13 protein-coding genes are annotated in these 13,797 nt (G+C 36.2%); 9 read left to right on the forward strand and 4 right to left on the reverse strand.

Going from position 1 to position 13,797, the window contains the following annotated elements; genetic code table 11:
• Positions 1-18 precede the first annotated feature (18 nt).
• From J0M37_02130 to J0M37_02165, 8 genes are all read left to right on the forward strand, one after another.
• A complete protein-coding gene (locus tag J0M37_02130) occupies positions 19-858 on the forward strand; it encodes a Cof-type HAD-IIB family hydrolase (GenBank protein ID MBN8583865.1) in 840 nt (279 codons plus the stop codon).
• Positions 859-1,239: 381 nt separating this feature from the next.
• Complete coding sequence (locus J0M37_02135) at positions 1,240-2,397, forward strand: hypothetical protein (protein ID MBN8583866.1); 1,158 nt, start codon at positions 1,240-1,242, stop codon at positions 2,395-2,397.
• Between the two features lie 19 nt (positions 2,398-2,416).
• Entirely contained in the window at positions 2,417-4,198 is a 1,782-nt protein-coding gene (locus J0M37_02140) for a T9SS type A sorting domain-containing protein (GenBank protein ID MBN8583867.1), read from the forward strand.
• Positions 4,199-4,313: 115 nt separating this feature from the next.
• The gene (locus J0M37_02145) at positions 4,314-5,456 is read left to right on the forward strand and encodes a T9SS type A sorting domain-containing protein (protein MBN8583868.1); all 1,143 of its coding nucleotides are present in this window, start codon (positions 4,314-4,316) and stop codon (positions 5,454-5,456) included.
• Between the two features lie 291 nt (positions 5,457-5,747).
• Positions 5,748-6,884: a 5-(carboxyamino)imidazole ribonucleotide synthase gene (gene purK / locus J0M37_02150; GenBank protein MBN8583869.1), complete on the forward strand. Its 1,137-nt coding sequence runs from the start codon at positions 5,748-5,750 to the stop codon at positions 6,882-6,884.
• A 161-nt stretch (positions 6,885-7,045) separates the two neighbouring features.
• Positions 7,046-7,372, forward strand: a complete 327-nt coding sequence (locus J0M37_02155; GenBank protein ID MBN8583870.1) for a GIY-YIG nuclease family protein — start codon at positions 7,046-7,048, stop codon at positions 7,370-7,372.
• A gap of 133 nt (positions 7,373-7,505) precedes the next feature.
• Positions 7,506-8,000, forward strand: a complete 495-nt coding sequence (gene purE, locus J0M37_02160) for a 5-(carboxyamino)imidazole ribonucleotide mutase (protein ID MBN8583871.1) — start codon at positions 7,506-7,508, stop codon at positions 7,998-8,000.
• Positions 8,001-8,135: 135 nt separating this feature from the next.
• Positions 8,136-8,948, forward strand: coding sequence for a tetratricopeptide repeat protein (locus J0M37_02165; GenBank protein MBN8583872.1), 813 nt, complete (start codon positions 8,136-8,138; stop codon positions 8,946-8,948).
• Positions 8,949-9,063: 115 nt separating this feature from the next.
• On the opposite strand, the gene J0M37_02170 is transcribed toward J0M37_02165, so the two are convergent.
• Positions 9,064-9,462, reverse strand: coding sequence for a hypothetical protein (locus tag J0M37_02170; GenBank protein MBN8583873.1), 399 nt, complete (start codon positions 9,460-9,462; stop codon positions 9,064-9,066).
• 85 nt (positions 9,463-9,547) lie between these two features.
• Here J0M37_02170 and J0M37_02175 point away from each other — a divergent pair, with 85 nt between their 5' ends.
• On the forward strand, positions 9,548-10,585 hold the full coding sequence (locus tag J0M37_02175) for a tetratricopeptide repeat protein (GenBank protein ID MBN8583874.1): 1,038 nt from the start codon (positions 9,548-9,550) through the stop codon (positions 10,583-10,585).
• Positions 10,586-10,752: 167 nt separating this feature from the next.
• Here the strand turns inward: J0M37_02175 and J0M37_02180 are convergent, their stop codons facing one another.
• The 3 genes from J0M37_02180 to tnpA all read right to left on the reverse strand — a co-directional run bounded on the left by J0M37_02180 (position 10,753) and on the right by tnpA (position 13,695).
• A complete protein-coding gene (locus J0M37_02180) occupies positions 10,753-11,355 on the reverse strand; it encodes a hypothetical protein (GenBank protein MBN8583875.1) in 603 nt (200 codons plus the stop codon).
• 175 nt (positions 11,356-11,530) lie between these two features.
• Complete coding sequence (glnA, locus tag J0M37_02185) at positions 11,531-12,958, reverse strand: type I glutamate--ammonia ligase (GenBank protein MBN8583876.1); 1,428 nt, start codon at positions 12,956-12,958, stop codon at positions 11,531-11,533.
• Positions 12,959-13,251: 293 nt separating this feature from the next.
• Complete coding sequence (gene tnpA, locus J0M37_02190) at positions 13,252-13,695, reverse strand: IS200/IS605 family transposase (protein MBN8583877.1); 444 nt, start codon at positions 13,693-13,695, stop codon at positions 13,252-13,254.
• Between the last annotated feature and the right edge of the window lie 102 nt (positions 13,696-13,797).

Below are 13,797 nucleotides of genomic sequence, written 5' to 3' on the forward strand. Positions count from 1 at the left end.
TTACCTGAAATTAATAAATTGACCCACAGATTAAAGGACATAAAATTAATAGTAATAGATATCGACGGTACGCTTGTTGATCAGCACGGAAATGTGGGAGCAAAAACCCTGCATCTTGCAAAAGAACTGAAAAAAAAGAATATCTTCTGCACACTTTCCTCAGCAAGGTCTTTCCATTATTCCTCTCATATTGCTGATGACCTGGAAATAGATATCCCTTTTGTAACACTTGATGGTGCACTTATAAAAGGCAGAAAAGGTGAATCTGTATACAGGGGTATCATAAAGGATTCATTTGTACACAAAGCTATCGCTTTGGCAGAAGATAACTACGGCAAGATAACAATGTGCGATGAACATAATCTGTTTGTTACACCCAATAACGCAGTGGTAAAAGAATACACTAAGCTTTCAGCCCCGATAAAAGAAATTTCGGATTTTACGGGAGTAAAAGATATCCTGGAAATTCTTATCTATTGCGAAGATAAAGCCAGCATGAAACATATTAAAGCGGGCTTTGGCTTTTTTGAAAAACTCGGTGTTCACCTAAGTGTTACCAAATCACCCCGCAATGATTATTACCTGCTTACTATTAAAAATAAACGCAGCAACAAGCTCGAAAGCGTTAAAAGGCTTGTTAAGCATTTGGGTTTTAATAAAAAAAATGTGGCTGTTATCGGCGACTGGCATAACGATATGCCGCTGTTTGATTTCGGCGCTTATAACATAGCTGTTAAAAATGCCATACCCGAGCTGAAACGAAAAGCTGACTACGTGACAAACTCAACAAATAACGAAGACGCAGTTGGCGAAGTGCTTGAGCTAGTTAAAGCGCATGCTGCAAACGGTACAAACTGAAGAACCCTTTCTTTTTAATTACAATTAAATTTTTACAAAACCATATTAGGTATATTTCGACTTATGCCGTATTATCATAAGAAGTTAACCCACAACAAAATAATCAAATAGGATAGTTCTAACCCCACACTTTGACGAGAAACTGCTATAGGTAAAGTATGGAGTAAAATTTTATCCTTGTTTTTTTTTTTTTGAATTTACAAATTTTACAACACATCTTTAAATAATTAACTTTAATATATTATGCAAATCAAATTAATACTACTACATCTACCAAACCACGTTATATCTGTTTAACCGAAAACGATACTAAATATTTGCTATATTTTTAATTTCTAGTAAAAAAGATTCTTAACTTTAAACTAATCAGGAGGCAATAAAATGAAAAGGAATTACGCTATCTTAATTTACCTTTTTTTCTTTTTTGTTTTACAAATTAGCATAAATTCACAATGGCTGGAGAATGAAAATGGAATATATTATACAGGTGGTTCAGTCGGGGTTGGACTGCCACCAGCACCGTTTTACAAACTAAATGTAAGCGGTATCACTAGAAGTAATCAATTTGATTGGGGACTTGGTTCAAGATTAACTGAAGAACAAGGAGGTTCAATTGAACTAGGTGTTAACAACTCTGAAAGTGAAACCCCTTATGTTGATTTTCATTTTGGACTAAGTACGGGTGTACAAGATTTTAATACCCGCATCATTAATTCTGCTGATAATAAGTTGGATATCATATCGCAAAATGGTTCAAAAATGACTTTTGATGGTAAAACTACCCGCTTTGGTTTTACATTACCTTCAGTAAAATTAACGAACAGTATTCTGAATGGGTTTACAAGCGGAAACAGCTTGATTTTTCAGAATGCAAACGGAACACTTGGAATTGACTTTTGGAAATTCGGGTCAACTAACGGTGTAATTAATTTTTATGCAGATTACGAAGAGGAAAACTACACTCAATTATCTATCAAATCAGATAATACAGTGGGCTGGGGAAATGATGAAAGTTGGCTTTCTGCATGGAATCCAACAAACAATGGACCGGGGATAAGTCTTAACAAAACAGGGACACATACCGGAGCTACTCCTTATATAGATTTTACTTCAGGTTACAGTAGTGAATCTAATCATATAGATGTGAGGATTAAAAATTCTGGTACAAATACTCTGGATTTCTGGACCGACATGGATAATAGCGGCAATGGTGGTATAAAAGTTGTGACAATAAAACCAGAAGGTGTTTTTGCGAAAAAACTTACTGTGCAGGCAAGCTGGTCTGATTTTGTCTTTAAGAAAGGCTATCATTTGATCAGTTTAACAGAGCTTGAAAAATATATAAAAGAAAACGGGCACTTGCCCGAAATACCGGATGAAAATTATGTACACGAAAACGGTATTGAACTTGGCGAAATGACTTCTAAATTATTGCAAAAAATAGAAGAACTTAGTTTATATTTAATCGAAATGAATAAGCAAGTGGAACAATTAAAAAAAGAAAATTCTGAAATTAAATCATTATTAATTAATAAATAAAATTATTGGAGAATTAATAATGAAAAAATTAATTAGAATTTTTATATTTATTGCGGTATATTATGTTATGAATATTGGCGAAAGAATAGAACTTAAAGCGCAGAATTTTCAATGCGCGCCAGCGCAAACAAATACTATTATTCCTAATAATTCAGCCAATCTAAATTTAAGTGAAAACTCTGTAGCTGTTCACCCTTTAAATGCTAAAATTGTTTTGAGCGCAAACAATATCAACTTACCAGGTGGTGTGTCCGCACATGTATCAGTGGATTGGGGTGTAACATGGAATCCACAAACCTACAATATTTTACCAGGCAGTGGTTTTGACCCAACTGCAATGATTGATTTACAAGGGAATTTATATGTTTCATATTTAGGTAATGGAGGTGTAAGCGTTGCCCGTTCTACAGATTTAGGCAATAATTGGTCTTCTTTTCCGCTACCGAATAGCAGCGGAGCTGATAAACCGCATTCAAAAGTTGATAATAGCTGCACTAGCCCATATTCTGGACGAATATATTGCGCTTGGGATTATAGCAGCATATTATTCACATATTCAACTAACCAGGGTGCCAACTGGATAACACCAATTTCACTGCCAGGCTCGTCACCCGGACATGGAGTTAATATTACAACTGATAATTCTGGAAATGTTTATGTAATGTGGCCTATTCATGGACGGGAACCGACTCCATACAATGCTTTAAGATTCACTAAGTCATCTGATGGCGGAGATACTTGGAGTCCACATGTTACAATAAATTTGCAATATTCTGTGACAAAGTCATATTCAGGGTGGCCATCTATGTCTGTTAATTTGCAGGATGGAACTTTATACTTAGTTTATTCAGGTAATACCAACGGTTCTCCCAATTTTTATGATGTTTTCTTAAAGAAATCTTACGATGGCGGTTCTACCTGGTCTACCGAAAGTCCAATAAATCAGGTTCGAACAAATGATCAAGTATTTCCTTGGATATCTTGTGATCCGATTTCGGGTCATCTTGCGTGTATTTATTATGACACCAGAGAGGGTGCACCATCGGTAAAACATGCTTTTGTTTCAATATCAACAAACGCCGGGATGAATTGGTGTGATATGAGAGTCAGCACAGAAGGTGTTGGGCTTGCTACCGGAGATGGCAGTCATTATATTGGGATAGAAATTAACAAAGGTATAGTTTATCCCATCTGGACAAAAAGTGATATTAACTCAACTTATAGGACAATAGTATATCCGTTTGATGTTATACCTAAAGATTTAAATGTTCAGAATCAGGTTTATTATGGTTATAATATTATTCAGTCTGCAAAATCAATTTCTTCTTCTGATGTTACAATAGCAATAGGTTCTAATACAGTATTCCGTTCAAGCGAGAGTATTACTCTTAATCCCGGGTTTACAATGGGTAAATCCAGTACCTTTATTGCAGAGTTATATAGCTGCGAAAACTTGGGAATTGAAAATACATTTGCTATTGATTATTATAAAAATATTAACAGGCAAGATAATGAAACGCCTTTAGAATATTCATTATCTCAAAATTACCCAAATCCGTTTAATCCGGTTACCAAAATAAATTACACATTAAAAAACGATTCCAAAGTTACTTTGACGATCTATAATATCCTTGGACAGTTGGTTAAGGAAATTGTTGATAGTTTTGAAAGTAAAGGATTAAAAGAAGTACTGTGGAACGGCACAAATGAATTTGGCAATCAGGTATCAAGTGGTGTCTATTTTTATAAGTTAACCGCTGGCGATTTTGTAGATCAAAAGAAGCTGGTTATTATCCGTTAACAAAATTTTAAAAATGATTATGCAAACAATTAAGAGAAATAATAAATTGCTTATAGTAATTGCAATCTTATTGATTGCAATTACAAATATCTACACGCAACAAGGCTGGCAAAATTTGAACACATCATTTGGCGGTGGTGATATATATTTCAAAAATATAAATACAGGTATAATTTCAGGTTATAAGACAACAAATGCTGGTAATAATTGGTATTCAATTAATTTTGGTGGTTATATGAGTTTTCCGGATCAGAATACTGGTTATGCAACAAGTGGAGGGTTTTTAGTTAAAACCACGAATTTTGGCGAAAACTATTCTATACAGAATCTCCCGCCTAGTATAATTCTAAACGATATAAGCTTCCCAAATGTAAATATAGGTTATGGTTGCGGCGAGACCGGTAAAATTGTAAAAACCATCAATGGCGGTGATAATTGGTTTATAGTTAATAATCCGTTGAACACAAATTACAATCTGTATAATGCGCATTTTACTGATACTGAAACAGGATATGTCTCCGGTGTTACTTATTTTTTAGATACCAGCGTTTTTATGAAAACTACAAATGGAGGAAATAACTGGAGTGTTCAGTATTATTTGCCTTCTAATTGGGGATGGTTTACTGCCATGTTTTTTGTTAATGTTAACACAGGTTACATTGGCGCCGCCTCACGTAATTATATGCTAAGAACTACAAATGGCGGAGTAAACTGGCTTCAATATAATATCCCGACTTCAAACGGCATTTATTCAATCCACTTTCCCAGTGCTAACACTGGTTATGCAAGCTGTTACAGCGGGCAAATAATTAAAACAACCAACGCAGGCGTTAACTGGTTTTTACAAACTACAGGTACAGGGAGTTCATTACGAAGTATCTTTTTCCTGAACGATCTAACGGGGTATTGTTCAGGTGAAAATAACACTGTATTAAAAACCACCGATGGCGGCGGAGCGCCAATTGGTATTACACCAATAAGTAATGAAGTGCCAAAAGATTTCAGGCTGGAGCAGAATTATCCTAATCCGTTCAATCCGGTTACCAATATTAATTTCAGTATACCAAAAGCGGGTTATACCTCGATCAGGATATATGATATAATGGGCAGGCTTGTGCAAACACTTTTCGAAACACAGTTAGTCCCCGGCAGTTATAAGGCTGACTGGAATGCATCTCAAATGCCTTCAGGGATTTATATATACAGGATCGAAAGCGGAAGTTTTACCCAAAGCAAAAAGATGATACTCGTCAAGTAAATCACTTTTAAAATTATCTACAAAAACAAAAGGCGGGCTAAACCCGCCTTTCTCTGTCTTCGTTGGCGCATGATTGCCTTAAGCATTTTTCGACAAATACAAACTGGTTGCATTGAATCTTCGGTGTTATTTGTCGTTTGCGGGAAGCTACTTTGGTAAACTTTCAAAACCATGGTGAAATAGATTCTAAATTACATATTTTAATTAGATTTTATTTCTGCAAATTTTTTTTGATATTTGTCTGAAAATCAGTTCATTTTATTCATTTCTGCTTTAAAATTCAGCTAAAAATTGAAAAAACCAATTTGTATAGGTATTTTAGGCGGCGGGCAATTGGCCCGGATGTCTGCCTTTGCTGCAATACGTATGGGTTTTGATGTTGCTGTGCTTGAAAAGGAAGCAGGCTCGCCTGCGGGAATAATATCTTCTGCAGAATTGATAGGCACCCCTTCAAATAAAAAGCTTCTCAACAAGCTTGCCACTATAACTAATGTGATTACACTTGAAAACGAATTCATAGATTACAGGATACTTGAATATCTTGAATCGCTTGGCTGCAGGGTTTTTCCTTCATCAGCAACTATAGCAATGATTCAGGATAAGCTGATTCAGAAACAAACTCTTAAGAAACATAAAATACCTTTACCGAAATTCACAGCAGTAAACCATAAATACGATTTTGAAAGAACAGCAAATGAGCTGAAGCTGCCGTTTGTCCTTAAATCGAGGAAAATGGGTTACGATGGTTACGGCAATGCGCTTGTGAGGAATAAAAAGGAATTTGAAAGAGCATTTGATAAACTTACACACCGCCACTCTAAGCTGCTTGCCGAAGAATTTGTACATTTTAACAAAGAGCTCGCTGTAATGGCAGCAAGGACACCAAAAGAGACCGCAGTTTATCCGGTAGTGGAAACAATACAAAAAGATCATATTTGCCATACTGTAATTGCACCCGCGGGATTAAATACCAATATTCAGAAAAAAGCTGCGAAGATAGCTATTCATTGCGTAAAAGCTGTTAAAGGATTCGGTTTATACGGTGTAGAAATGTTCTATACATCTGATTGCAGGATTCTGGTGAATGAAATGGCTCCGCGCCCGCATAATTCGGGTCATTACACCATTGAAGGCTGCGTAACATCACAGTTTGAAAATCATATCAGGTCAATACTCAGTTTACCGCTTGGCAGCACAGAAATGGTAAACCGCTCCGCAGTTATGATAAATCTATTGGGCAAAACGAATAAAGAAGGTGTTGTAAAAAATTACGCTTCTGCACTTGCCGATAAAGATATTCATCTGCATATTTACGGTAAAAAGAATTCAAGAGTGGGCAGAAAGATGGGGCACATAACTGTTACCGGCAGCAATTCTGCAGCAATATTAAAAAAAGCAAAAGCTGCTGAAAAGAAAATTGTAATATAATATTTTATCATCAATTCTGACTACATTGTTTCTAAGGCATTGGCAGTATTCTTAAAAGCTTGTCATTCCTGCGCAAGCAGGAATCTTAAATGCTTGTCATTCCTGCGCAAGCAGGAATCTTAAAAAATATATTTAAAAATTAAAATTACTAACTATTTGAAATGTACAGTTTCTGCGTATATATTCTTGCAAGCAAAAAGTATGGTGTTTTATACACAGGAGTAACAAATTCGCTTGTAAAAAGAGTCTATGAGCATAAACATAACGTGAATGAAGGCTTTACAAGTTTATACTTTGTTAAACGGCTGGTATATTATGAGGAATACAAATATATAAACGATGCAATTGCAAGAGAAAAATGTATTAAGAGATGGAAAAGAGAATGGAAAGATAAATTGATTAATGAAAAAAATCCAGAATGGAAAGACCTGTATTTTGAAATTGGTGGTGAAGAATATGAAAAGAGTATGATGTTGTTGGAAAATTAATCTAAACAATAAAACAAGATTCCTGCCTTTGCAGGAATGACAAAAGTTAAAAAAAAGATTCCTGCCTTCGCAGGAATGACAAAATTTAAAAAACAAGATTCCTGCTTTCGCAGGAATGACAAAAATCCACAAAATGAAAAAACCAATAGTAGGTATAATAATGGGCAGTGATTCAGACCTGCCGACAATGCAGGAAGCCGCAAATGTATGCGATGAGTTCGGTATTCCTTATGAAATAAAAATTACCTCTGCGCACCGAACACCGCATTTTATGGCTAAGTATGCTGAAACTGCTCACAAACGCGGTATTAAAATTATCATCGCAGGAGCAGGCGGCGCTGCACACCTGCCGGGAATGGCAGCATCTCACTCTCCCCTTCCTGTTATCGGCGTTCCGATCCGTTCAAAAGCACTGGAAGGAATCGACTCCCTGCTTTCTATTGTACAGATGCCTTCCGGAATCCCCGTAGCAACCGTCGCAATAGGTAATGCAAAGAATGCGGGACTTCTTGCTGTTGAAATTCTTGCGGTAAACAATAAATCTTTACTGAAGAAATTATTGCTCTTTAAAATGAAATTAGCTGCAGAATCTATGGCAAAGAATAAGAAGATCAAACCTAAAAAATAAAAATTTGCTTCTTTACCTAACGAAAATTAAATACCGTTATTACGGTATTCATTTCTAACCCGAATAAGTTAATCTTTGTAATACTTAATTTTTGTTTAACAAGTTACTTTCTTATTCAATATATTTGAATATTATATGAAATTATCAAAGTTTATGATCAGAAATATTATTTCAATTGCTGCACTTTTTTTGATTGCTTTTTCTTTGCTGTTCGCAGGATGTACCAAAAAAACTGAATCTGAGCTGCGCAGAGAAAAAGACTCTCTTGAACAGGTAAAATATGATGAAATTATCAGGGAATTGATAGATTCAAACCTGATAAGACAAAGGGACAGTACAGATATTTACGGAACCGGAAATTTTGATTACAGGGATTCACTCGAATCATATCACAGAGGTTACAGTATTCCCAGGGATAGTATTTATAAAGTATGGAATACACAGGCATTTCAGGAGCTTAATGAACTGATCAAGAAAAAACCGATTAACCCGGGACCGTATCTTGATAGGGGAAATCATTTCCAGAACATAAAGTTTTACCGTGAAGCCATATCTGACTATAATGAATATATCAGGCTTACGCAGTCAAATCATTCTGCTTATATGAACAGGGGTAATGCTTACGAAAGATTTAAGATTTACGACTCTGCGATGGCAGATTATAATATGGTGCTTTTCCTGAAGCCGGATGATACTATAGCCAATTTTAATAAAGGTAATATATATGATATTCTTGGAAAACCGGATTCAGCAGTATATCAATATGATACGGTAATAATAAAAGATCCAAGACTTGCAAAAGGCTATTATAACAGGGGAACTTCATATCTTGCACAGCGAAAGTTCAAAGAAGCAGCACGTGACTGGGAACAGGCAATTCTGCTTAACAGAACATACGAAGCAGAGCTTCGTCCCAAGATCAACAGGATAAAACCGCTGATCAGATAATATGGTTTTTAATTAATTTTCACTTAACAACCGTTAAAGGTTTTAAGTGGGGAAATAAAAAAAGGAATGACTTAATTGTCATTCCTTTTTGTTTTATACGCTAAACGAAAAATTTTTACTCTCTGTAAACTGACCATTTACCTGTTGATTTAACATCAAGAATGTATGCAGTTGTTTCGGGAATGGTGAGCTCTTTTTTACCTTTGAAATCACCTGTACCTTCAGCCAGTATTGCAAACTCCGTCCCGTCATTTTTTAATAAACGGATCTTATACGGACCCGAGCCCTGGTGCATTATATCAAAAGTAGCTGGACCTTTAATAAGGTCATGCATCTGGTTTTTATCTCCTTCAAAAATTTCAGCTATCCTGTACTGATCTTTATTTATATCCATAGTATCTTTTGGCTGAACTTTATAATTATCTACAACTTTATTATCTTTTTTATTACCGCAGCCCGATAATAAAATTGCTGAAATAATTATTAAAAACACGGTTTTTGCTTGATTTTTCATCTTTTTTCTAACTTTTTTACGGTATTACAAGTAAATTTTTAATTATATAAACTTACTACATTAAATACAAAAATTCAACTTAAATATGTTATATAAATACATAGTTATTATTTTATTACTCTCAGCTCTTATACTGGGTTGCGCAGGCAGAAATCCGGAAGAATCAGCAAAACATTTAAGATCAGGCATTGAGCTTCAAAACAAGGGCAAGCTTGATGAAGCAATGACTGAATATAATAAGGCAATAGAACTTGATAAAAAGAACCAAACAGCATGGTATCACAGGGGGATCCTGTTCATTTCGAAAAATGACCTGCCCAAAGGAATAGAAGACCTGAGCGAAGCAATTGACATTGCCCCTGATACCGCAAGATTTTATGATGCAAGAGGCTATGTTTACATTACAATGAATGATTACGGCAAGGCAATGGTAGATTTTGAAAAAGCTGTTGAAAAAGATCCGAAAAGTGCAGTATATATTAACAGGCGCGGATACGTTTATGCACTTCTGAAAGATTATATACAGGCAGTTAAGGATTATTCAAAAGCTATTGAGCTTAATCCCAAATATGAAGATGCGTATTCAAACCGCGGGTTCGCGTATCTGAGCCTTAATAAATTCGATAATGTTATCAATGATTTTACAAAAGCAATAGAGCTGAATCCTAAACGCGCAGTTTATTATAACACCAGGGGTTATGCCTTCGCGAACCTTAAGAGACTTTTTGACGCCCTGCCCGATTATGATAAAGCTATCCAGACTGATTCATCATTCGCAGATGCTTACATTAACAGGGGTTATGTTTTCCTGAACACTGAGCAGTTCCGGTTCGCATTCGAAGATTTTGATAAAGCCATTAAGCTTGGCTCAACTGCAGCACTTAACTATAATGCAAGAGGTTTCGCACTTGCCAATTTAAGACAGTACCCGCTGGCAATAAATGATTACACAAAAGCAATTGAGCTTGATCCAAACCTGACAGATGCATATGTCAACAGAGGTTTTTCATATTTTAATTCACTGGATAAACCCAATGCGCTTAAAGACTGGCAAACAGCTGTAAGCCAAAAGCCTGCGCTCGATAGCTCTTTAAAAAACTACATGGAAAAAGCCGCAAAATAATTATAACTGCAATATAAATTTTAGCTTCAAAAATATATTTACCTCCATAAAAAAGGCTGCTTAAGCAGCCTTTTTACTTTTTACCTAAATATGAGAACCGGAACAACCTTTTTAGTAAAACTCATTTACTTAAAAAATGTCACATTTACATGTGGCGGGGTATTAAATTATTTTTCTGTAAATTCTATCGGCACGGCTTTGCCTTCTATCATAACCCTAAGGCCTGTCGGAGCCTCGCCGTTGTTTACAACAAATGAAATTGTATTAACCCCGTTCACAAAACCATCCTTAATTTCAAACGGACTGAATCCGTACCTGAATGCATCATAAACAGTAAAAAAACCTGTACTTTTTCCGTTTATAAGTATATCAGCTCCGTTGTTATCAGATATCCAGAATCCACGGATCTCTGCAGTTTCATGTTTGAAACCGTGAAGAGAAAATGAAAGTGTATATACATACATTCCCGGGGAGTTCCACTCTCCCGCATCAGCTCTTGGTGCTATCCATTTTGAAACTGCATCGTTATAAATCCACGGACCGATTGGAAACCCGTCTGAAAAAACCACTTTTGTATCCGGACCTGCGAACTGCGGGTCAGCGCTGATGCTTAACACATAATGGGGATCTGTTTCACCATCAAGAAGCGGCATTTTATTATTATCAACCCCTGTATTAAATAAAGTCGGTATGGGAATTTTTTTCAATTCCTGGGAATTTAGCCCGCCGGAAAAGATCAAAATTGTTAATATGATATAAATTTTTCTCATTTAAACAATTGTTGTTTTCTAAAATATTACAATTTATAAAACATATCAACCACAAATAAAAATCCCTGGAAATAAACCAATAAAAAAGCGGCTCTATCGAGCCGCTCAAGTATTTATTTCAATTCCAAAATCCGCTTTAGACGGGACTCCGTTTTACTTATGACCTTTCACTTTACTACACTTCATAATATAAATGGAATTCATAAGGATGAGGCCTTAATGCCATAGGCTTTACTTCCTTTTCCATTTTATATTCAATCCATGTTTCAATCAGGTCATCTGTGAACACTCCGCCCTGCTTTAAATATTCGTTATCATTCGCAAGGCATTCTAAAGCTGACTCCAGGTTATCGGGAGCCTGGGGGATATTTTTAAGCTCCTTGCTGCTTAAATGATAAATATCCATTTCCATTGCTTCACCCGGATCGATCTTGTTTATGATTCCGTCAATACCTGCCATTAACATCGCCGAAAATGCCAGGTAAGGATTCGCAGTACCATCAGGGCAGCGGAACTCTACGCGCTTAGCTTTGGGACTGTTTGAATACATCGGTATCCTGATAGCTGCGCTCCGGTTTCCTTTTGAATAAGCTAAATTAACAGGCGCTTCATATCCGGGCACAAGGCGCTTATATGAATTTGTTGTCGGGTTAGTTAATGCCAAAAGAGAAGGAGCGTGTTTAAGCAAACCCCCGATATAATATAAAGCTGTCTGGCTTAATCCTGCATATCCATCACCTGCAAATAACGGCTTGCCGTTTTTCCATAAGCTTTGGTGAGTATGCATTCCGCTTCCGTTATCACCGAATATTGGTTTGGGCATAAATGTTGCAGTTTTGCCATGCTGCCTTGCAGTATTTTTTACGATATATTTGAACATCATGAGCTTATCAGCGCATTCAAGCATTGGGCAGAACCTGTAATCAATTTCCGCCTGGCCTCCTGTTGCCACTTCATGATGCTGTGTTTCAACTTCAATCCCGGCATTCAGAAGATGCTCAACCATAGCATTACGGATATCGTTAGTGCTATCAGCAGGCGGAACCGGGAAGTAACCTTCCTTCAGTCTGATTTTATGACCCAGGTTTGCTTCAAGCTCTGTTCCTGTATTCCAGAAACCTTCGCGTGAATCAACTTTATACCAGCTGCTGTATTCGTTGACATTATATGCTACATGATCCAGTATAAAAAATTCTGCTTCAGGTCCGCAGTAAATAGTATCAGCAATTTTTGTTGATCTCAGGTATTCTTCAGCCTTCATAGCAACATATCTTGGGTCACGGCTGTAGCGCTCTTTTGTTGCAGGTGAATAAATATCGCAGATCATTGAAAGATTCTTAGTGACTATAAAAGGATCTATATTGGCAGTGTTAGGGTCAGGAAATACCAGCATATCTGATTCATTAATTGATTGCCATCCTCTGATCGATGAACCGTCAAACCCTAATCCTTCGGTAAAAACTTTCTCATCCAGATTTTTAGCGGGTATGCTGAAGTGCTGCCACTGCCCCGGCATATCTGTAAAACGGAAATCTATCATCTTAACGTCATGCTTTTTTATCATAGCAAAAACGTTTTTAATAGCCTGCTGATTTGCTGCCATTTATTTTAATTCTCCTTTTGACCCCAAAAGAAATGGGGCTATTATTTAAATTGAACTTGTTTATTTAATACCTTTAATGTGGATACTGCAATTTATTCCTATTATACACCCACGGATATATCCGCAGGCGAAATTATTATTTATTTTCTTGAATTAGTAAAGTTAATTTTTTCATTCTAACTCAATTTCAATAAAACTGAATAACCCTTTCTTCTTTGTTTCAACGCACAGTTTCAGTCGTTAGCCCACGACTTTAGTCGTGGGAAAAATATAGTTACACTCCTGAAACCGTTTCAACGGTTTACAAGATCATTACCGTATTTCTTCATAAACAGATCATACTCTTCTTTAAAACTTACTTTTTTATGATGCTCTTTCTGGTTATTTACATACTTGACTACAGCGTCCAGCATTGATTCGCTGACTGAAAATGCACTATAACCTGTTTGCCAGGCAAATTTGAAATTTGAAAAGTCATGGGAATTAACCCAGTGGGATGACTCACCCTTGATATACTTCATAATATCAATTAACGAAAAATTAGGGTTGAGCCTGAATACAATATGCACATGTTCCTGCATACCATTTACTGCCCGAACCTCAATTTCAAATTTCTTTGATAGAGATTGCTTCAGGTGATCATGAAGTTCAGATTCGAATTTATCCAATATTAATGGACTTCTATCTTTAGTAGAGAAAACTGCATGCAGCCAGATTTTGGTGAATGAATGTGACATTTTTGGAAACCACTGAAGTGGTTGATCATTTACTCTCCTATTAAATCCCACGGCTAAAGCCGTGGGCTAAAAACTGCAAAATCTAAACAAAATTAGTATATT

The sequence above is a fragment of the Ignavibacteria bacterium genome (genome assembly GCA_017303675.1).
Taxonomy (GTDB): domain Bacteria; phylum Bacteroidota; class Ignavibacteria; order Tepidaquicellales; family OLB5; genus OLB5.